We start from the raw sequence: 19,254 nt of genomic DNA on the forward strand, positions 1-19,254 counted from the left end.
CATTTTGGCTTATAGATGGCGGCAACTCGCACACCGGACCGCCTGCTTCAGCCCGCTTTTGGCGTGGGTGCCGCCAGCGCGTGGCTGTACTTGCCGGAGCGATCGAAACAGCACGCACGCCGCTTGCCCGAGGCCAGCATGGCGCATGCGGTGGCGATGCGCTTGCCCCGCGTTTGGGCCTTCTTGCCGGACACCACCCAGAAGATCCAATCGCGCCGCGCCACGGCGGTGATGTCGTCCCAGGTCGCACGCGCGGCCGGATGCGCGGCCAGCGCTGCATGCAGATCGTCCGGCACCAGCGGCTCGGGCTCTTCGGCCACGGGCGTCAGCGCGAGCGCCACCGTCTGTCCAGCGCACACACCGGCTGCCTGCTGCAGGGCGCGTTCGATCGTCAGCCAATGCCCGCCCCGCCCGTCCGGCTGCAGCGTCGCCTGCAGTGGGTGCCCGGCCACCGTCCCGGTGACGCTCACCATGCTGCGCGTGGGCAACGCGTTGCTCGCCGCTGCAGGCAGCAGCAGAAACAGCCAGCTGGCATCGGCCGGCGTTGCCGGTTGCAGCAAGGTGGCAGTGAACCGGATGGCGGCGGCCGGACGCATGGCGCGAACCATAGCACCGCACACCGCCGGGTTCTGCTGTTACTGCCGCGCATTGGCGCACGCGTGATCGTGCAGGCAGCGCCATGGTCGGAGCCGTGAGGTGCGCTTCAGCCGTGCTGCGGCAGCAGCTCCTTGAGCGTCTCGATAAAGGCGCGCAGACCCGGCGGAAGATGCCGATGCCCCGGGTAGTAAAGCACCAGCCCCGGAATGGTGGGACACCATGCGTCCAGCACAGGCACCAACGTGCCGCGTTGCAGCGCGGCGCTGACCGCGTACTCGGGCACGTAGGCGATGCCAAGGCCGGCTTCGGCCGCCTCGCGCATCGGCGCGATCTGGTCCAGGGTGAGCCGCCCGGGCACATCGATCACCACCTCCTCGCCACGGCGCTCGAACTCCCAGTGGTACAGCCGGCCGCTGGGCATGCGATGGCGGATGCAGGCATGCCGGTGCAAGGCATCGGGCGTTGATGGAATCCCGGCGCGCGCAAGATAGGCGGGCGCCGCGACGGCGAGGAAACGCGTAGGCCCACCGAACGGTACCGCCACCATGTCCTGCGGCACCGACTCGCTGAAGCGAATGCCGGCATCGCATCCTGCAGCCACGATATCCACCAGCCGGCCTTCGCTCACCAGATCCACCGATAGCGCCGGGTGGCGCGCCAGCACTTGCGGCACAACCTGCTGCAGCAAGACCTGCACCACCACTTCCGGTGCGTTGATGCGTACCGTGCCGCTGGGCCCGCCACGGAAATCGTCCAGTGCCAGCAACGCGTGGTCCACCTCCTGCAGCGCCGGCACCAGCCTTGCGTACAGGCGCTCGCCGGCTTCGGTCAACGACACGCTACGGGTGGTCCGGTGCAACAGGCGCACGCCGAGATTGCGCTCCAGTGCGCTGATCACATGGCTGAGCGAGGACGGCGCCAAGCCCACCTCCGCGGCGGCACGCCGAAAGCTGCGGTGCGTGACCACCGCAGTGAAGGCGACCAGATCGTTGAAGCTGGGCTTGGACATTGGTGGCAAAACCGCATCAAGTCATTCGAATTTTATGGCATAGACCCAACAATTCCCGTTTCCTAGAGTGACGCCTTCTCCAGCGAACAAGGCCACTCCCATGTCCAAGACCTGGCTCATCACAGGCGCATCGTCCGGCTTCGGCCGCCTCCTGGCAGAGACCGTGCTGGCGCGCGGCGACCGGATCGTCGCCACCGTCCGCAAACCACAAGCGCTGGCCGATCTGCAGGCCCGGTATGGCGATGCAGCGACGGTGCTGCAGCTGGACGTGCGCGAGACTGCAGCCGTGCACGCAGCGGTGGCGCAGGCATTCGCAGCGCTGGGTCGCATCGATGTGGTGGTCAGCAATGCCGGATACGGCACGCTGGGCGCGGCCGAGGCCGCCACCGAGGCGCAGGTCCGCGCGATCATCGACACCAACCTCATCGGCTCCATCGCAGTGATCCAGGCAGTGTTGCCGCGGCTGCGCCAGCAGGGCGGCGGACACGTGGTGCAGGTGTCATCGGAAGGTGGGCAGATCGCCTATCCCGGCTTCAGCCTGTACCACGCCAGCAAGTGGGGCATCGAAGGCTTCGTCGAGGCCGTGCAGCAGGAAGTTGCCGGCTTCGGCATCCACTTCACCCTGGCCGAACCCGGCCCGGCCCGTACCAATTTCGGCGCCGCGTTGGTGCGCACCCACATTCCTGCCGACTACGCCGACACGCCGGTCGGGGCGCTCAGCCGCGCACTGGACGATGGCAGCTGGGTCATCGCCGGCGACCCGCAACGCATGGTCGAGGCGATGATCGCCAGCACCGAACACGCCCCGCCACCGCGGCGTCTGGTGATGGGTGCCAGCGCCTACCATTCCATCCGGCAGGCCCTGGGCGCTCGCTTGGCCGAACTCGAGGCGCAACGCGGCATTGCCCTGTCGACCGACAGCCCGCCACCGTGATGCGGCAGACGCAGACGCAGACACGGAAGTGGATGTCGATGTGCCTGCGCGACGCCGCACGCAGACACGCTCTGCATGCCGCGCATCGTGCAGTGCGTGGGGTCTGCGCAGCGCGCGGCGGTAGACTCGCATCCACGCACCACATCCCAGCACTGCACATGCGCTCGCTGCACACCGAGACCAGCAAGTTCCTCAGCTATGTCCTTCGCCATGCACCGCAGTCCATCGGGCTGACACTGGATCGCGAAGGATGGGCAGACATCGATGCCCTGATCGCTGCCGCCACTGCCGCTGGAAGGGCGCTGGATGCAGACCTGATCCGTGCAGTGGTCTCCAGCAACGACAAGCAGCGCTTTGCGCTGTCTGCCGATGGTCGGCAAATCCGCGCAGTCCAAGGCCACTCCACAGCGACCGTCGCTCTGGTGCATATGCCGCGCACACCGCCATCGATGCTGTACCACGGCACCGCGACCCGCTTTCTCGAGGCGATCCTTGCCCAAGGCCTGCAGCCCGGGCAACGCCATCATGTGCATCTGTCCGCTGATCCCAAGACCGCCACCACGGTCGGCGCACGGCACGGCGCACCCAGTGTGCTACGCGTGCACAGCCTGCAGATGCACGAGGACGGCCATGTTTTTTACCAGGCCGACAACGGCGTCTGGCTGACGCGGCATGTACCGCCGAACTACCTGCATCTGGTGCAGTGAGGCAGGCAGCACATCGCGTGCATGCCACCTCCTGCTGCTGCCCCTTCACAAACCCCATGCCACCGGCCTTGCCAAAATGCCGGCCGCTTGCGCCCGCAGTGGCGGGACATCGGAGTGGGATGCATGACATGGATCATCGTGGCCGCCGTGGCGGTCACCTTGCTGGTGGGGCTGCTGCTGCTCAACTTCGCCACGCCGGAGAAAAAGCTCGAGCACATCCCCAAACACCTGTACGACGTTGCCGATCCGCAATTCAAGCGCGAGATGTCGGTGTTGCTGGGGCCGGCCATCCTGCCGGGCAACAGGATCGACGTGCTCAATAACGGCCGCGAGATCTTTCCGGCCATGCTGGAGGCCATCCGCAGCGCGCAGCACACCATCACGTTCGAAACCTATATTTATTGGTCGGGCGAGATCGGCCGCGAGTTCAGCGACGCCTTGTCCGAGCGCGCGCGTGCCGGGGTGGATGTGCGGGTCACCATCGACTGGGGTGGCAGCCTGAAGATGGACCATGCACTGGTGGACACCATGACCGAGGCCGGCGTGGAGGTGCATCGCTACCGCCCGCTGGCCTGGTACAACCTGCACCGCATCAACAACCGCACCCACCGCAAGTTGCTGGTGATCGATGGCCGCATCGGCTTCACCGGTGGGGTCGGCGTGGCCGACCAATGGATGGGCGACGCGCAGGACCCGGACCATTGGCGCGACACCCACTACCGCATCGAGGGCCCGGTGGTGGCGCAGGTGCAGACCGCCTTCAACGACAACTGGATCAAGACCACCGGCCGTGTGGTCAACGGCGCGCAGTATTACCCGGCGTTGGAGGCTGCCGGCGACAGCGATGCGCAGTTGTTCGTGGCCTCGCCGGCCGGCGGCAGCGAAAGCATGCACCTGATGTACCTGATCGCCATCGCCGCCGCACGCAGCAGCATCGACCTGGCTGCGGCGTATTTCGTACCCGATGCCTTGATCACCCGCTCGCTGCTCGAAGCACGTACGCGCGGCGTGCGCATCCGGGTGCTGCTGCCCGGCAAGCATATCGATGCCGTCTCGGTGCGGCTGGCCTCCAAGGCCAGCTGGGAGCCGCTGCTGCAGGCCGGCATCGAGATCCACGAATACCAGCCCACCATGCTGCATACCAAGCTGCTGATCATCGACGGCCTGTTGGTGTCGGTGGGCTCCACCAATTTCGACATCCGCTCGTTCCGCCTCAACGACGAGGCCAGCCTGAATGTCTACGACCGCACGCTGGCCGCACGCATGACCGAGGTATTCGAACGCGATCTGCAACGTGCCGAGCAGTATTCGCTGGAGCGCTGGCGCGCGCGGCCGTTGCGGCAGAGGCTTGGCGAGAAACTGGTGTTCCCGTTCCGCTCGCAGGTGTGAGCGCGCAGGGCCAATCGCGGCGGGGTCAGCGTACCGCCCCCGCAGCGCCTGCCTGCAGGCGCAGCTGGCGCAGCCGCCACCACAACCCGCCCACGTGCACCAGCGAATACAGCACCAGTGCCGCGGCAATCCCCAGGGTCAGCGGGCTGGCCTGCGAACCGGCCGCCGCCGCACCGGCAGTGAACGCGCCATCGGCCCAGCGCCAGGCCAGGCGCCCCAGCAACACCAGCATCAAGCCGCCGCCGATCCAGGGATTGGGCGTGTACCAGCCTTGGCCATCCACCCATTCGGCATGCGTGTAGCGCAGCGACAGCGCACCCAGGCCGATGCCGACCAGCGCGCCTGCGGCAATACCGAGCCGCACCTGCGGCAAGCCGTACACCGCGAACGCCAGTGCTGCCACCGCGATCAGCAGCACCGCGCTGCGCACCGCCGTGGCCACCGGCTTCCATTGCTGGCGCCCGAAGCTGCGCCGGATGCGCCGGTAGTAGAGGTAGCCGATGGCGGCCATCGAGAGATACGGCGTCAGGGGTGCGATGGCAGCGGCAGGCATGGCGAGTCCTTTGCGAATGAGTGAAGCGACCCGCGCAGAATGAAACCAGCCATGGGCACGAACAAGGTGCCAAGTGTCACTTTCTGCAGGCGGCAGCACTGCCGGTCGCTGCCGGCATCGGGCATGCGGTTAGGCCGTGCGCCACCCAGCCCGCTGCCGCGCAGGCGCTTGCCGCCTGCCCGGTGAACGCCGCGCGCGGACGCCGGCGCCTGCCACACGCGAACAGGAGCGGCGCGGGTAGACTTGCGCAGTGCTCCCCCACCGCCGTGCCATGTCCGCCATCAAGCAAGACGCCCACATGCTGATCGACACGCTGCCCGAGACGGCTGGATGGAGTGACGTGGTCCGCGTCGTGGCCGACGCCAGCTTCCAGGCCGCGGTGCAGGACGGCATTGCCGCTGCAGATCAGGGCGCGTTGACGACTCCGGCACAGGTGAGCGCACTGTTCGCCAGATGGGGCGTTGATGTTACGGCGTGACTGGACCGTCCCGGCCGCCACGCAGCTTGCACACGCCCAGGATCACTACCACGCGCTCAACCCGACCGCCGCTGCCGCGATGGCGCGGCAGGTGCTGGAAGCCACCCGCACCCTGGCCGAGCAACCCGGCCGTGGCCGCGCTGGCCGCGTGCCCGGCACCCGCGAATGGGTGGTCAAGCAGACCCCGTACGTGCTGGTCTACCGCGTGCGCGAGGGCGCCCTGCAGGTGCTGCACGTCCATCTGGATGCCAGCGACTGGCTGCCCCGCACCGAGCCGCTGATCGAACGCATCGAACCGTGGATTGCCGCGCTGATCAGCGCGCTGCTGCACGTGCTGATGTTGCTGATCCTGCTGTCGGCCTCCACCCCCGCCATGACCCCGCCGCAGGGCTCGGCCAGCGGTGGACGCATCAAGGTGGATTTTGTCGGCGACACCTCCCAGCCCGATCAGCCGGTGCCCTCGCCCACCCCGGTACCACCGACATCCACGCCCGTGCAGCCGCCACCGGCGGCCTCGCCGGTGCAGTCCACGCTGGTGCAGCAGGCCAAAAATCCGGTGCCGCCGCAGGGCGATACCGCGCAAGGCAGCCTGGCCGAACGCCGCCAGCCGCGTCGCCAGCAACGCCCCACCCCGCCGCAACCGCCCGCACCGCCGGCGGCATCCGCACAGCGCCGCCCGGACACCTGGACCGGCAGGCCGCCGGGCATGCTGGACGAACCGGCCGACGGCGCCGAAGACGGCATGGCCAACACCCCCACCATCAGCCAGGGCCGCCGCAACGACCGCAACAACGCCCAGCCCAGCCTGGATATCGGCGGCTTCCAGGTCTATTACGACGTGCGCAGCGAAACCCAGCTGCGCGCCTGGAAAGAACAAGGCATGCAGGAAATCGCCATCATCCTGCCCGGCACCCAGCAACGCATGATCTGCCCGCTGGATGTCGCGCTCAAGCGCGGCTCCAGCAAATGCCGCCTGCTGCCGCCGGATTCGCCCGAACTGAAGTCCATCGGCGACGCCCGCGAAGTCATCAACATGATGGAGGTTTACCGCCAGGGCGAACCGGTCTGGCGTGGGCCGGGGCCGTATCGCTGAGGGCTGGTTGCCTGCCACACATCGCGGCAGGCAACCACGCCGCTTGCTCGGATACGGCGTCCCGGACAACGCCACCGCTCGCCCATCGCCAGCGTCCTGTGCTGGGCACATCCTGCTCCGGGGACGCGGCCGCTTAGCGATTGGTCGAACGCGCTGAAGCCCTGGTCGGCTGGCCCGTCCGGCGGCGACTGGGACGCTGCAACATCAACGCCCCTGGTCCTTTCCAAGCTGGCTGCTCAAGGCTCCCTGGAAGGGCGCCGGATCGCTGGTGACCAGGCAGTTGTAGCGCTTGTCGCTGTTGAGCACGAGCACGGACGACTTGGGGTCCTTGAAATTCAGCCCGACCGAGAACAGCACATAGGTGTTGGGCAGTGCGCTCGGCCGGAATGCACCAAACGCATAGTCGCCGGACAACCCCAACGGCGACAGCGGCACCGTGAGCATCAACGGCTGCGTGGCAACAGGCGATGGCAGCGACGCCGAAGCGGTCATCATCTTCGACTGCACATCGATGGAATAGGTGGTGGTGACCGCCACTCCCAGGTATTTGGACGTCGGCTCGGCAACCTGCTTGCGACACGCCGCAACATCTTCGGGCTTCTGATCCTGCTGACCGTTCTGCAGCGTGGCGAAGACATGGCGCAACGTAACCGTTTCCTTCCCGGGCACCGCTGCGGCAACAGCTGCGCTCATACACAGCACCATCGCCACAAGCGAGAGGCTGCATGCCGCAAGCGCACAGCGACGGTTTTTTTTTCTGGATCATTTTGATCACTCCTGAGTGTGAGTTTATGGTGCAAGGACGATCAGCGGCCACGGTTTGTAGTGCGATGTACTGCGCTTTGAAAGAGCACGCAGTGCCATTTGCGAACATCTCAAACAGCAGATAATCGCTTGCGCTTTTGACGATTAGATACGGCGTTGAAGGTAATTCCAGATCTCCATCGATGTTTAATCGATTACTTTCTGGTGCAGCGATTTTGAGTTTCTGCAACATGCCAACCCGACAAATCGTCTCAGCGATTTCGTTACGTGATGCAGTTTTGATTTTCAGAGGAGAACAAACCGGGTTCGGTCGATCGAGCTAGAAAACAACTGAGACAGAACGGATCCGTCACTTAGTGAGCGACTCGGTACGTCAGGGCCGCTACTGAAGTCTGAGCGTCTATTGATGACTCATGGATTGCTCTTACTCACCGATCCATGCTGGGCTTGGCCCAGAAGCGTCAGCGCAAAGCCCCATTGACAATCCGCTCAACGACTATCGGCTCTTGAGAGCTTGTAGTAAGCTGGCAGCCTTCCGCCCGAACGCTACTCGGTTTTCGAGCTTGGCCGAGAAGGACAGTATCTCGCGGATATTCGAATCACGTGATTAGTCGCATCAGGAGATCGCCATGCCACGCATCATGTCGAAGTGCTTGGCCGCAACACTTGCACTTGTCGGGGTTGCGGTACTTCCACTTTCGTCCTGCGCCAATGCGGACAATGCGCGCACTACTTCGACACAGGAAGACCCCTCGATGACAGGAGCCAGCCCAATGTTTGACGAGATTTATGCTTCCCAAAAACCCGTTCGATTCGAGCAGATCGATGTGAGCAATATCGTTACGAAATACATACCGTTGGGCACTACAAAGGCGTCGGTGCTAGAGACCTTCGGTAAATCTCCAACCTCGAAGGTCGTTGAAGACACCGAAAGCAAGATTGTCGTCAGGGACAACAAGGGACAAGCGATGTTGGATCCCGATGCACGTTCCGTAGTGATGACTTTTTCTTTGGATGCCGACGGCAAGGTGACACACGTCGCAGCCGTTCATATCAAGAATCAGTAAGCCACAGGAGCATGTCATGGATGAGAAGATCGAAGTCGGGTACCGGAATATCGGGGCTGCTCTCGGCAAGGAATACCACCACAAGTTCCTTCTCTACACGGACAAGGAGGGCAACCAGCGCACTATTAGCGGCTGGACTGGCGATGAGCGACCTGGATTGCCGTACGGACGGATGCACGTTGAGACTAACCTCCCCTATGACCGAAACAACCCTGATCATCGGGACAATCCGAATGCAATTGGCCAAAAGCAGTATCGGGAAGAGATTGCAAATGGCGCGGACTTGTCCGGAACGTGGGGCCGCATGGTCGCTAATGCCAGGAGTAAGGATGACAAATATCCCTACGATCCCCTGCTGCAAAACTCAAACACACTCGCTGATAGCGTTCTGCGGGACGTGGGTCTTCAGGAACCGAAAAACGACGGAGTCTTAGGACATTGGGCGCCTGCATCGGGGCGACAGCTGGACGAGTCGGTCCAGCCCGCGGTACCAGGTCTAGGTAATTCAGGACGTGCCTTTAGTGCAGGTGGAGCACCTCTCGATCCGCAACAAGAAGCCCGGCTGCGTGATGATCCATTGTTCAAACAGGCTCTTGCTGGACTCGACAAGCTGGGTCCAGATGTTGGTGTTTACACCAATCAGCAAGACAAGGAGCGGATTGCCGGCGCCCTGGCTGTCCAGGCAAAACTTAATCGTCCGCCTCTGCCCGAGATCCAAGAAGTCGTTCCAAGCCAAACCAATGGCAATGTCTTCGCAACTTATAAGAATCCAGGAAATGACATGGACCTCCTGCGCACCCATGTCGACAAAGGTGAGGCCGTCAAGCAGCCGTTGGCAGAGAACCTGCAGAAGCTGGAAACCGCAAACCAGCAAGCTGTACAGCCCCCCGCACAGGAAGCATCACGCTCGATAGATCAACCAAGTCATGGCGCACTCGGATTGCGATAAGCACGGCGAACTGGTTAGTTGCGTATGATTACAAGCGCAAGAAACATAATCAAAATCAACTTGTATTGTGGACGTGCTCCGGGCCCGTCAACATAGCGCTCGACGAGTCTGGACCGTCATATCGGCATTGCCAGCAATTAGCCCACGCGATCAAGCGTTGGGCTGTCGGACAAGTGCACCGGAAGCTGACTGCCGGCATCGACGACGTTGTCTGCACCGAGTGGCACAGGGAAGAAGTAGGAATTATCAGTTCGCCACTCTACCAGTAGACAAGCGTCCATAGGTCGCTTTCTACCGGGTCGCAGCGATGCATGAACTTCTAACTACAAATATCGTCATATAACTTATCTGACGCCTGTCTGCTGCTTGCCTATCGATGTCTTGAGCTCCACTCGCAAATTCGACGTGACCTGGATATCCGGTTGCCTCAGCAGTTCAGACAGTCGATCTAACTGCATGGTATCTGTGCTGTATCAGCTGCGCTGAGCTAGTCCGCCCTCACCACAAACGCCTTGAACACATGCAACTCTAGCCACTCTTGCGCCGCAAGCGACCCCAACCTGAGCGCGTAAAATACCTGGATTGGATGCGCTGACCTCATCTCGCCCACAGCGCGCGCAGCTCCCCAGAAACTGGCTACAGTCCGCACAGGGCCACCAAGCCCACCCCACCCATCCGCTTTCAAGGATCTGCATGTCCCTGCATCGTCTTGCCCCACGCCTGGGCCTGGCCGTTGGCCTGTTGTGCGCTTGTGTCTTACACGCCGCCGAGCCGGCGCCGGCGCATCGTCTGCTGCGCGTCACCCTGGGCGGGGCGACCGACCAGGCCACGTCCGGGCGCCTGCTGGTGTTCGCCACCCTGGCCAAGGATGCCCAGGCGCAGGCCAAGCAAAGCGGGAAAGACGGCAAGGTGGAGGAGGTGGATATGAATCCCTTCCGCCCCACCGCAGTGGCGGTCGCCGCGCAGGAGGTCACCGCGCTGGCACCCGGCGGCAGCGTCCAGATCGATCTGGACAACATCGCCTTCCCGCGCGGGTTTTCTGCGCTGCCGGCCGGCGATTATCTGTTCCAGGCCGTGCTCGATCCGGGTGGCAGCTATGGCTACAGCGGCCGCGATGGCGGCGATCTGCTGAGCGAGGTCACCGCCGTGACATTGGCCAACGGCAAGCCGCTGCCGGCGCTGACCTTGAGCAAGCAGGTGCCGGTCTCGGACAATCCGTGGCAGGTCTCGCCACGCGCGCCGCAGGCGGTGCGCGATGCGGTGCCCGAAGCCAGGCTGCATAGCGCCGATGCCTCGATGGTGAGTCCGTCGCTCAGCGCGTTCTGGGGCCGGCCGGTGTCGCTGCGCGCCCGTGTGCTGACGCCGCCCGGCTACAACGCCAAGGCCGCCACGCGCTATCCCACCGTGTACGTCACGCATGGCTTCGGTGGTAACTACAACCGCTTCGCCGGCAGCATTGCATCCACCTGGCGCCTGATGGCGGCCAAGCAGATACCGCCGATGATCTGGGTCTTCCTGGATCAGTCCACGCCCACCGGTACCCACGAGTTCGCCGATTCGGTCAATAACGGCCCGTGGGGCACCGCGCTGACCGAAGAGCTGATTCCGGCGCTCGAGCGTCAGTACAAGATGGACGGCAAGGCCAGCGGCCGCTTCTTGAACGGGCATTCGTCCGGCGGCTGGGCCACGCTGTGGTTGCAGACGCGCTACCCCAAACTGTTCGGCGGCACCTGGTCCACCTCGCCGGATTCCAGCGATTTCCGTGACTTCACCGGCCCGGATTTGTACGCGCCCAATGCCAACGTCTACCGCCGCGCCGACGGCAGCCAGTTTCCGCTGATCCGCGACCACGGCAAGGTGCTGGCCGATCTGGAAACCTTCGCCAAGCTCGAACGGGTGCTCGGCCCGTACGGCGGCCAGCTCACCTCGTTCGAGTGGGTCTTTTCGCCGCGCGGCGCCGACGGCCGCCCGCTGCCGATGTTCGACCGCGACACCGGCAAGGTGGACCCGGCCGTGGTGGCCTATTGGCGTACCCACTACGACATTTCCGCACGCGTGGCCGCGCAATGGCCCACGCTCAAGCCGGACCTGGACGGCAAGATCCATGTGATCGTCGGCACCGCCGATACGTTCTACCTGGATGGCGCGGCGCATAAATTCCAGGCGGTGCTCGATGGCCTGGGCGCCAGGAGCGATTTCCGCTATCTGGAAGGCCGCACCCACTTCGATCTCTACACCGAGGGCGACGACAACGACGCGCTGATGAAGAAGATCGCCGCAGAGATGTACGCAGTGGCGCGACCGAAACGGTGAGTGGCTGAGATCATCGCGTTGCACACGGCTACCCGCGCGTGCAACGCCCGCCGCAACCGCACCGCGCATGCCGGACCGCATGCACGGCGGTGTCGATCAGGCATCAGGCATCAGGCAGAGCGCGGCAATTCCCATTCCACCTGCTGGCGCAGCACCAGCAGCAGCACCTGGATGCGCCCGCCACGCACCATCGCCGCAGGCGTCTGGCCGTCGAGGGCATTCATGGGTTGACGAAACCAGCGGATCAATGCCTCGTTATTGCCACCGTTCAAGGCCCACGCGTGGCAAACGATTTCGCCCAGGTTTTCGATGCCGGCGGTGCCAAGCAACTTGAGGTGTTCGGGGGTGAACGCAAACATCGACAGCACCAGCTCGGCGTCGGCCGCCTTGCCGTGGTCCACCTGCATCTGCTCGCTGTGCGCGGTGCTGTAGAGCGCGCCCTGCGCGCGAAAATCTTCGGCGCGCCGCATGCCGGTAAGCACTGCTGCGATGAGGTCGGCGCGTTCCATGGGTTGTCCAGCTGAGTACGTGCGCGCACGCTAACCGGGCCGCTGCTGCCGCTCAATCGGGAGACTCCTGACAGCCGCCAGGCGCGTCAGCGGCCGTTGCGTGATGCAGCGCGGCGCGGCGGCCCGGCATGGAACACGCGTGCTGGCCGGCGCATCGCCTGCACGGCGTCGCCCGCGCCTGCCCGCCTTCGCAGCACTTAACGCAGCGGTTGCTAGCATCCGGGCGCGTCACTGGCAGCAGCCCGCGCGTGGATGGGCTGCAGTGTTGGAGTCTCACCTCATGAGGAGTTGTCAGATGCCCTGGAAATCCGCCCTTGCCATGCTTGCCCTGTCCACCGCCGCGCTGCCGGCGCTGGCCCAGTCCGACCGCCAGGTGGTCGAAGACATGCTCACCCGCTCGGCCAATGTCTGCCCCGGCCACAGCACCGAACGCACCACGCCCACCGTCAAGGCCGTGCCGGTCGGCGCGCTGCGCGTGATGCTGGAACGCGGCCTGGTCATGTGCCCCGACCGTCGCCTGGACGCCGCAGCACCGGCCGTGTTCTACGGCCGCCTGGGCGTGTTCGCCTGGAACCCGGACGTGAAAGCCGGATCCACCGTCATCGCCAAACAGATCGACAGCATGACCCGCAAGGACGAATACCCCACCGACACCCTGGTGTGGGACGCCAAGGGCACCGCGCTCAAACAGCAGACCGTGCCGATGTTCGAACCCAGGCCGGGTGCGGCGGTGTTGTACAAGGTGCGTTGAGGCGTGCCGAAGCGGGTTTCAGCCACGCGTCGATGACGACCGCGGCACCTGGCGCGGCACAGCGATGCGCCTGCGCCAGGGCCTGGTCAGTGCCCGGCGGGTTGCCGCCACGTGGATCAGCACCGGCACCGCCCAGCTCGCCCAGAGCAGCGCGGCGATCGTGCCGGGCGAAGGCACCACCGCGGCCCCAACTGCTGCATAGAGCGCGATGCGAAACACCACCGGCGCCAGCGTCACCAGATATGCCCGCACCATCCAGCGCCGGTGCCGGTCGAGCTGCCCGCGGCCGATGGCCAGCAGGCCGACACATGCCACCGCCGCCCATGCCACTTCCGTCGCTGCGAAGGCAACGCGGATCGTCGTCGGCGCGGGCGAGGTAGCAATCAGCCCAGTGGCGCCAAGCATGGCCACCAGCATGCCGGCGACGTACGCCCGCCCAGTCCAGCGATGCACCCACGCCTGTCTGCGCCAGCGTTGCGTGGCGAACTGCAACGTGCCAAGCGCAATGCCCACCGCACCACCGCCGAGGTGGCACCACAACCAACCGCGGCGAGTCAGAAACATGCCATAGGCCGGCGAATCCATTGCGGCATACTTCAGATACACGGGCCGCACGAACTCACCGGCGAACACGGCCAGCGCAAGCCAGAGCAGCGCCCACAACAAGCTGGTCGATCGCCGGTAACGGGAGACCGCAACACCATCGCGCATCGGATCGACGTGCATGTCCCGCTCCTTCGGTCAGCCCGCGGCAGAGTGCATCGGCCCCACCGTTGCGGTGAAGTGCCTCGGCTCACCGGTCAGCGGGTCATCGAACGCCAATGTATGCGCGAACAGCTGCAGCGGGCGTTCCGGGTCATCGGGCCGCTGGGCTTCCAGCTCGGGATAAAACCGGTCGTGCAGGATCGGCGCGCCCAGCGCGGCCATGTGCACACGCAGTTGATGCTTGCGCCCGGTCACCGGCTCCAGCCGATACGTCCAGGTGTCTGCGTTGCGTGCGACCACCTCGATCACCGTCTCGCTGTTCGCTTCGCCCACGCCCTCGTGCATGCGGAAGAACGGCTCGCCCGGCACCAACAGGCTGCGGTGCACATGCGGAAACCTCAGCTGTGGCAGCGGTGGTGCCACCGCCAGGTAGTGCTTACGGATGCGCCGTTGCCGAAACAAGGCCTGATAGATCCCGCGCGTGGCAGGGTTGGCCGAGAACAGCACCAGCCCCGCGGTTTCGCGATCGATGCGGTGCAATGGCACCAGCGCCGGATTGTCCAGCCGCCGCACCAGTCGCGTCAGCAGCGTCTCGCGCACGTATGCACCGGCGGGTGCCACCGGCAAGAAGTGCGGCTTGCAGGCCACCACCAACTGCGCGTCGGCATGCACCACGGTCTCGACATAAGGAATCACCGGCTCATCGGCGACCTCGCGGAAATAGCGGATGTCCGCACCCACGCGATACGGTGCTGACAACGCTAGGGCCTGGTCGTTGGCATCGCGCACCAGGCCGCGTGCGAAGCGGTCGCGCCAACGCTCGGCCGCGATCGCCGGAAAACACGCGCACAGCGCCTCGAAGACCGAGACCCACGGGCCGGCAGGCAGCTGGAAGCGGCTGGCCGGCGTGCCATCGTAGGTACGGGGTGCATCGGGCATCGCCGGGATCGCAACAGGATCGAGAGTGCAGCATGGTAACGCGCGACGCGGCAACGCATTGCATGCAGCGTGGCAGTTGCAGCAGTGCAGCATCGGTCAATCGCTGCAGTGGCCGTAGTCGGCATGCGCGAAGCGATGTGCGCCCGCGCGATGGCGCCGCATCGACGCGTGGTGTGATGGAACTTAGGTTGGAAGCGCGATGCGTGTGATCGCGCCGCATGCCACGCCTCGATCGTGACGCTGCGGCTTGCAATACACATGTCATCAAATCCGTTGACGTTGCGTACGTGCAACCGGCTCTCCTTCGATCCCTTTCTCAAGCAGGAACATCACCATGCGTTCAACACTTCACGCCACCGTCGTGACGGCGGGGCTTCTTGCGCTGGTCACCACCAGTGCGGCCATCGCCGCCGTGCCATCGGTGGCGCAATGCACCACGCCGCAGCCGTGGGCGCACTCCAATGCCGGCGTGGTGGTCGGCAACGGCACGGCCGCCAGTTGTACCGCCAGCGCTCTCGCCACTGCGGTGGCGCAAGGTGGCTATGTCACCTTCAACTGCGGCACCCGTGCAGCCAGCATCGCCGTCAACCAGACCATCAACATCAGCGCCAGCACGCCAACGGTGATCGATGGTCAGGGCAAGATCACCCTGGATGGCCGCCAGGCCGCACGCATCTTCCAGGTGCAGAACGGCAATGCGCTGTCGGTGCGCAATCTCAAACTTCAGAACGGCAGCTCCGTGCAGCCGGCATCCAATACACAGTACGCGCCCGGCACCTGGGGCGGTGGCGCGATCAAGGTCAGCTACCGCGGCAAGCTGGAAGTGATCAACAGCCAGTTCCTGGGCAACCGCAGCAGCATCGGTGGCGGTGCCATCTTTGCCGGCAGCGATACCGACGTGACCATCGTCAAGAGCGCGTTCTCCAGGAACACCTCATGGTTGGGCGGCGCGCTCTACACCCAGCTCAGCCGTCTGACCATCGTCAATTCCGAATTTGTCGGTAACCAGGCCATCAATGCGCCGGCCGGCTTCCCCGATGGCGACCAGTTCGGTAACAGCGGCGCGATCGACACCGACGGGGCCTCGCTTGCCGGCTACCTCAACGCCGCTGCCGGTGGCGCAACGCTCTCGGTGTGCGGCACGGTGGTGCGCAACAACACCGCGGCCAACAGCGGCGGCGGCGCCACGTTGTGGGCGTATGCACCGGACACCATCGACGTGCGCTACTCCACCTTCGCCAACAACATCGCCTATGGCGGCCCGGCCGGCGGTGCGCGCATCAGCCTGGGCTTCGGCGACACCACGCACTCCGGCACCACCATCACCACGCCGGGCATCATCAACATCGAAGAAACCAGCTTCATTTCCAACCGCGCCGAAAAGAGCAATGCCGGTGCCTTGTACATGGACTGCTACGGCCCGTCCTGCAATGTCAGCAACAGCACCTTCTACGGCAACTACGCTAAAGGTGTGGGCGCGGCGATCCAGCATGTAGGCTGGCAGCCGTCCAATGGCGACCAGGGCAAGACCACGGTGCGCTTCAACAACGTCACTTTCGCCGAGAACACCCCCGGGTCCACGTTGTTCGGCAGCGGCTTCGACATCCGCAATAGCGTCTTCTACTCCAAGACCGAGCGCACTTTCTGCAGCGACCAGAGCAGCACCGGCAACAACCTGATCGAGTACTCCGCTGCGGGCGGCTTGTTCCATAGCTGCCTCACCACCGGCCTGGCACGCGCCACCGACCCGCTGCTGGGCGCACCCGCCGCCAATGGCGGACCCACGCTCACCCAATTGCCGGCGGCCAATAGCCCGGTGCGCAACCTCGGCAGCAACTGCCGCACGATCGACCAGCGTGGTGTTGCGCGTGATACCGCGGTGTGCGATGTGGGCGCGGTGGAAATCAAGTAAATCGAACTGCGTGTCCTGCTCCCCTGGCGAGGACGCGCATTGTGTGGCCGAGTGGCTTAAGCCTGCTCGGTCATGCGATCAAGGATCCCCAGGACCAGCCTCTTTGTGCTGCCGACTGCGTCATCGAATCTGGCCTTGTTGTGATGCGCACAGCTTGCTCAACCGCTGAAGCCGATCAAGCCGCATGTTGAAATCTTGCGCAGTTCCGGATTTGGTCAATGCGCAGCTGCACGCAAAAGCGCGGCAGCGATCTACTTCGTTTGCTGCGGCGGCGCTTCGTCCCTAAAAAAAACGTTAATTGCCGAGGAATTACGATGTCTTGAGTTGTTTCACCATAACCTCGTAGGAAAAGATGATTAATATTTACTTCGCGCGTCCAGATACGTCTCAAAAGAAAATGGGACGTGCACGTCGCGGCTCTTTGATCGCCGTTGGTGTCCTGGCGCTCCTTGCGTCTGCCTCGGCGCTTGCCATCGATCAGGCCAGACTCCGGCAGCCAGTGGTTGGCGGTACGGTGCTGACGATGAGCCTGGGTAACCGCTGCACTGCCGGCCTTGTGCTTAAGCAGACAGGCGTCCTTGCTAACTTGACGCCCTATCGGAGAGCGGTCCGGTTCGTTCTGACTGCAGGTCACTGTGGTGACTACAACAGCACAGTGTCCGTAGATGGGGCAGATCTTGGCTATGTCTCATGGAAATCGAGCGTTTCAGATCTCGAATTGATTCGCGTGGAACCGGTGCTGCATAACTACCGGCACTGCGAAGCGCCATCAACGGGAATTCACTGCACAATCGTTTCGACCTACGAGCCGCGTGCGGTAGGCAAGGTCCTGCTCTCGCGGGCAATTCTTTATCGGTCGCGCGCTGGCGGGCTCGATACGATTGCGGTCAATGGCCACACGCCCGCTCCTCCGACTGACCGCTTCTGCACAAGCGGCATGAGCACCGACGTGTTGTGCGACTGGACCGATGCGCGCATTCCTGCAAATTTCCCAGACCCAGGACTCCAAGGACTGCATGCCGCCACCCCTGACTTCGGCGGCCTGACAGGTCCAGGCGATTCCGGCGGACCGGTGGTGAGCTCATCGGGAGTGATGCATGGGATCATTAAAGGTCAATACGATAATCTGAACATGATGTTTTATACATCTACAGCTCAGTTCTTCCGTGAGCAGCCTGATTATACGATTGCACCACCAAACTGATTTCGGCAGTGAGATGATTTGACGAAGTATTCGCCTATCACTCCGGGCCGGCAGCCCCTCCCCCTTCAAGGGAAGGGGTTGAATGGAACGAGTTGCCGCAACTGAGTGTTGCCCGCTTGATCTCAAGGCAGAGAACCTTCAAACCTGCCTCCACCGACGATCCAAAGACTCCGCTCGTAACGATGGCCAAGTTGGCGACCACTAGCCCGCATTGCATCTGGTCATGTTGATCGTCGTATCCGAAAACAATCCGCGCGCAACCCGTTCAAGAGTCGGCTTGCGGCTGCCGATGCAACTGCCGACGTAGTTTTAGCGGACTCAAGCATTGAGATCCGTGTAAGCCTTCCGCGCTGAAGTGCACGATCCTAATCACTTGATGGGGTGCAGATCGCAATAGCATCGTTCGCTTGCTGACAACACGCGTTTCAGCAGTTATGTTCGAACCTGGAACGGGGGTTCTTGCATGGGACGCAGAAAGAAGCAGAGTGGGTTTGAAGCGTTGGCCGCGTTGCCGTGGCCGCTCGGCCTTGTAGCGGGAATCGTTGGGTATCTTGGGGTGCGCTACGGCATCGGCTGGTGGTTCTCCCACCATGGCGGGATGCTGTCGCAAGGGTTTGCCCAACAGTCGAGTGGGGCGTTCGCGCCATTGGCGTGGATGCTGCTCGGCATCTGCTGGCTCGCCGCGCTGTGCTCCTATCTGGGCTCACGCAGCCGGCAACGCTTTCTGGACACACGTACCACCCTGGAGAGCCTGGCCGCTGGCGGCTGGCGCCAATTCGAACGATTGGTAGGCGAAGCATTTCGCCGCCAAGGCTATAGCGTCGAAGAAACCGGCCTGGGCGGTGCAGACGGCGGCATCGACCTGATTCTGCGCAAGGACGGCCGCCGCACACTCGTGCAATGCAAACAGTGGAAACGCCAGCAGGTTGGCGTCAGCGTGGCGCGAAATGTACGGCCTGCTGGCACATCACCAGGCCCACGCGGTCAAGATCGCCTGCATCGGCACTTACACGAAAGACGCCGAGCGCTTTGCCGAAGGCAAACCGATCGAATTAATTGGCGGCGAACAGTTGCTGAACATGATCCAAGCGGTGCAGCAACAAGCCACAGCGCAGCCGACGGCGATAGCAGCCGACGGCGATATCCGCGCGCATCGAGCCTGTCTTTGGTTCACCTGATTCTTCTACTTCTGCAAATCTCGTCAATCCAGGCTGCCCACGCTGCGGCAGCACGCTTGTGCAGAGGACAAACCGGCGCACCGGCCAGAACTTCCTAGGTTGTATCCAGTTTCCCAAGTGCAGAGGAACTTCGTAAGCGAACCTGACCCCCGTTTTTTACAAACTAACCTCGTAGCGCTTTATTTTTTACATCTAGTATTTA

At 63.7% G+C, this 19,254-nt stretch carries 18 protein-coding genes and 1 pseudogene; 12 read left to right on the forward strand and 7 right to left on the reverse strand.

The genetic code is table 11. The features are described 5' to 3' along the window. Positions 1–47: 47 nt before the first annotated feature. Both HLH45_RS04390 and HLH45_RS04395 read right to left on the reverse strand, forming a co-directional pair. Positions 48–596: a YdeI/OmpD-associated family protein gene (locus tag HLH45_RS04390; RefSeq protein ID WP_029820594.1), complete on the reverse strand. Its 549-nt coding sequence runs from the start codon at positions 594–596 to the stop codon at positions 48–50. A 107-nt stretch (positions 597–703) separates the two neighbouring features. Beyond that, a complete protein-coding gene (locus HLH45_RS04395; protein ID WP_008577185.1) occupies positions 704–1,606 on the reverse strand; it encodes a LysR family transcriptional regulator in 903 nt (300 codons plus the stop codon). 100 nt (positions 1,607–1,706) lie between these two features. Here HLH45_RS04395 and HLH45_RS04400 point away from each other — a divergent pair, with 100 nt between their 5' ends. From HLH45_RS04400 to HLH45_RS04410, 3 genes are all read left to right on the forward strand, one after another. After that, on the forward strand, positions 1,707–2,540 hold the full coding sequence (locus tag HLH45_RS04400) for an SDR family oxidoreductase (protein WP_008577184.1): 834 nt from the start codon (positions 1,707–1,709) through the stop codon (positions 2,538–2,540). Between the two features lie 158 nt (positions 2,541–2,698). Then, entirely contained in the window at positions 2,699–3,247 is a 549-nt protein-coding gene (locus HLH45_RS04405; protein WP_008577182.1) for an RNA 2'-phosphotransferase, read from the forward strand. Between the two features lie 123 nt (positions 3,248–3,370). Further along, a complete protein-coding gene (locus HLH45_RS04410) occupies positions 3,371–4,636 on the forward strand; it encodes a phospholipase D-like domain-containing protein (protein ID WP_008577180.1) in 1,266 nt (421 codons plus the stop codon). 25 nt (positions 4,637–4,661) lie between these two features. Here HLH45_RS04410 and HLH45_RS04415 read toward each other — a convergent pair whose 3' ends face one another. Next, positions 4,662–5,189, reverse strand: coding sequence for a CcdC protein domain-containing protein (locus HLH45_RS04415; RefSeq protein WP_008577178.1), 528 nt, complete (start codon positions 5,187–5,189; stop codon positions 4,662–4,664). 271 nt (positions 5,190–5,460) lie between these two features. Here HLH45_RS04415 and HLH45_RS04420 point away from each other — a divergent pair, with 271 nt between their 5' ends. Both HLH45_RS04420 and HLH45_RS04425 read left to right on the forward strand, forming a co-directional pair. Beyond that, positions 5,461–5,667 (forward strand): hypothetical protein, encoded by a 207-nt coding sequence (locus tag HLH45_RS04420; RefSeq protein ID WP_008577177.1) that lies wholly within the window; start codon positions 5,461–5,463, stop codon positions 5,665–5,667. Next, on the forward strand, positions 5,654–6,760 hold the full coding sequence (locus HLH45_RS04425; protein ID WP_029820587.1) for a type II toxin-antitoxin system RelE/ParE family toxin: 1,107 nt from the start codon (positions 5,654–5,656) through the stop codon (positions 6,758–6,760). The genes HLH45_RS04420 and HLH45_RS04425 overlap by 14 nt, the downstream gene beginning before the upstream one ends. A gap of 204 nt (positions 6,761–6,964) precedes the next feature. On the opposite strand, the gene HLH45_RS04430 is transcribed toward HLH45_RS04425, so the two are convergent. Beyond that, positions 6,965–7,453, reverse strand: a complete 489-nt coding sequence (locus HLH45_RS04430; RefSeq protein WP_029820586.1) for a hypothetical protein — start codon at positions 7,451–7,453, stop codon at positions 6,965–6,967. A gap of 701 nt (positions 7,454–8,154) precedes the next feature. Between HLH45_RS04430 and HLH45_RS04435 the strand changes: the two genes are divergently transcribed. The 3 genes from HLH45_RS04435 to HLH45_RS04445 all read left to right on the forward strand — a co-directional run bounded on the left by HLH45_RS04435 (position 8,155) and on the right by HLH45_RS04445 (position 11,854). Further along, complete coding sequence (locus tag HLH45_RS04435) at positions 8,155–8,592, forward strand: DUF6393 family protein (RefSeq protein WP_223866239.1); 438 nt, start codon at positions 8,155–8,157, stop codon at positions 8,590–8,592. A gap of 16 nt (positions 8,593–8,608) precedes the next feature. Further along, entirely contained in the window at positions 8,609–9,541 is a 933-nt protein-coding gene (locus tag HLH45_RS04440; protein ID WP_074053295.1) for an XVIPCD domain-containing protein, read from the forward strand. Between the two features lie 693 nt (positions 9,542–10,234). Next, positions 10,235–11,854 (forward strand): alpha/beta hydrolase, encoded by a 1,620-nt coding sequence (locus HLH45_RS04445; RefSeq protein ID WP_008574611.1) that lies wholly within the window; start codon positions 10,235–10,237, stop codon positions 11,852–11,854. Between the two features lie 110 nt (positions 11,855–11,964). Here HLH45_RS04445 and HLH45_RS04450 read toward each other — a convergent pair whose 3' ends face one another. Continuing rightward, positions 11,965–12,363, reverse strand: coding sequence for an antitoxin Xre/MbcA/ParS toxin-binding domain-containing protein (locus HLH45_RS04450; protein WP_008574610.1), 399 nt, complete (start codon positions 12,361–12,363; stop codon positions 11,965–11,967). A gap of 319 nt (positions 12,364–12,682) precedes the next feature. On the opposite strand from HLH45_RS04450, the gene HLH45_RS04455 reads away from it, so the two are divergent. Beyond that, positions 12,683–13,114 (forward strand): hypothetical protein, encoded by a 432-nt coding sequence (locus tag HLH45_RS04455; RefSeq protein ID WP_029820583.1) that lies wholly within the window; start codon positions 12,683–12,685, stop codon positions 13,112–13,114. 18 nt (positions 13,115–13,132) lie between these two features. On the opposite strand, the gene HLH45_RS04460 is transcribed toward HLH45_RS04455, so the two are convergent. Both HLH45_RS04460 and HLH45_RS04465 read right to left on the reverse strand, forming a co-directional pair. Then, positions 13,133–13,825, reverse strand: coding sequence for a DUF2306 domain-containing protein (locus tag HLH45_RS04460; protein WP_046932691.1), 693 nt, complete (start codon positions 13,823–13,825; stop codon positions 13,133–13,135). 30 nt (positions 13,826–13,855) lie between these two features. Then, complete coding sequence (locus tag HLH45_RS04465) at positions 13,856–14,758, reverse strand: pseudouridine synthase (protein ID WP_008574606.1); 903 nt, start codon at positions 14,756–14,758, stop codon at positions 13,856–13,858. A 361-nt stretch (positions 14,759–15,119) separates the two neighbouring features. Here HLH45_RS04465 and HLH45_RS04470 point away from each other — a divergent pair, with 361 nt between their 5' ends. The 3 genes and pseudogenes from HLH45_RS04470 (at position 15,120) to HLH45_RS04480 (ending at position 19,188) form a co-directional block, all read left to right on the forward strand. Beyond that, positions 15,120–16,670 carry a choice-of-anchor Q domain-containing protein gene (locus HLH45_RS04470; protein ID WP_134813380.1) on the forward strand — a complete coding sequence of 517 codons (1,551 nt, stop codon included), beginning with the start codon at positions 15,120–15,122 and terminating at the stop codon, positions 16,668–16,670. A 352-nt stretch (positions 16,671–17,022) separates the two neighbouring features. Then, positions 17,023–17,874: a chymotrypsin family serine protease gene (locus HLH45_RS04475; RefSeq protein ID WP_008574601.1), complete on the forward strand. Its 852-nt coding sequence runs from the start codon at positions 17,023–17,025 to the stop codon at positions 17,872–17,874. Positions 17,875–18,337: 463 nt separating this feature from the next. Then, positions 18,338–19,188: pseudogene (locus HLH45_RS04480) on the forward strand (restriction endonuclease). Positions 19,189–19,254 lie beyond the last annotated feature (66 nt).

Source organism: Xanthomonas euvesicatoria (genome assembly GCF_013112235.1).
GTDB lineage: Bacteria > Pseudomonadota > Gammaproteobacteria > Xanthomonadales > Xanthomonadaceae > Xanthomonas > Xanthomonas euvesicatoria.

Bases quoted from the DNA above. Each gene is read 5' to 3' on its own strand.
- HLH45_RS04390 (WP_029820594.1), bottom strand. From the start codon at position 596: ATGCGTCCGGCCGCCGCCATCCGGTTCACTGCCACCTTGCTGCAACCG.
- HLH45_RS04395 (WP_008577185.1), bottom strand. From the start codon at position 1,606: ATGTCCAAGCCCAGCTTCAACGATCTGGTCGCCTTCACTGCGGTGGTC.
- HLH45_RS04400 (WP_008577184.1), top strand. From the start codon at position 1,707: ATGTCCAAGACCTGGCTCATCACAGGCGCATCGTCCGGCTTCGGCCGC.
- HLH45_RS04405 (WP_008577182.1), top strand. From the start codon at position 2,699: ATGCGCTCGCTGCACACCGAGACCAGCAAGTTCCTCAGCTATGTCCTT.
- HLH45_RS04410 (WP_008577180.1), top strand. From the start codon at position 3,371: ATGACATGGATCATCGTGGCCGCCGTGGCGGTCACCTTGCTGGTGGGG.
- HLH45_RS04415 (WP_008577178.1), bottom strand. From the start codon at position 5,189: ATGCCTGCCGCTGCCATCGCACCCCTGACGCCGTATCTCTCGATGGCC.
- HLH45_RS04420 (WP_008577177.1), top strand. From the start codon at position 5,461: ATGTCCGCCATCAAGCAAGACGCCCACATGCTGATCGACACGCTGCCC.
- HLH45_RS04425 (WP_029820587.1), top strand. From the start codon at position 5,654: ATGTTACGGCGTGACTGGACCGTCCCGGCCGCCACGCAGCTTGCACAC.
- HLH45_RS04430 (WP_029820586.1), bottom strand. From the start codon at position 7,453: ATGAGCGCAGCTGTTGCCGCAGCGGTGCCCGGGAAGGAAACGGTTACG.
- HLH45_RS04435 (WP_223866239.1), top strand. From the start codon at position 8,155: ATGCCACGCATCATGTCGAAGTGCTTGGCCGCAACACTTGCACTTGTC.
- HLH45_RS04440 (WP_074053295.1), top strand. From the start codon at position 8,609: ATGGATGAGAAGATCGAAGTCGGGTACCGGAATATCGGGGCTGCTCTC.
- HLH45_RS04445 (WP_008574611.1), top strand. From the start codon at position 10,235: ATGTCCCTGCATCGTCTTGCCCCACGCCTGGGCCTGGCCGTTGGCCTG.
- HLH45_RS04450 (WP_008574610.1), bottom strand. From the start codon at position 12,363: ATGGAACGCGCCGACCTCATCGCAGCAGTGCTTACCGGCATGCGGCGC.
- HLH45_RS04455 (WP_029820583.1), top strand. From the start codon at position 12,683: ATGCTTGCCCTGTCCACCGCCGCGCTGCCGGCGCTGGCCCAGTCCGAC.
- HLH45_RS04460 (WP_046932691.1), bottom strand. From the start codon at position 13,825: ATGCGCGATGGTGTTGCGGTCTCCCGTTACCGGCGATCGACCAGCTTG.
- HLH45_RS04465 (WP_008574606.1), bottom strand. From the start codon at position 14,758: ATGCCCGATGCACCCCGTACCTACGATGGCACGCCGGCCAGCCGCTTC.
- HLH45_RS04475 (WP_008574601.1), top strand. From the start codon at position 17,023: ATGATTAATATTTACTTCGCGCGTCCAGATACGTCTCAAAAGAAAATG.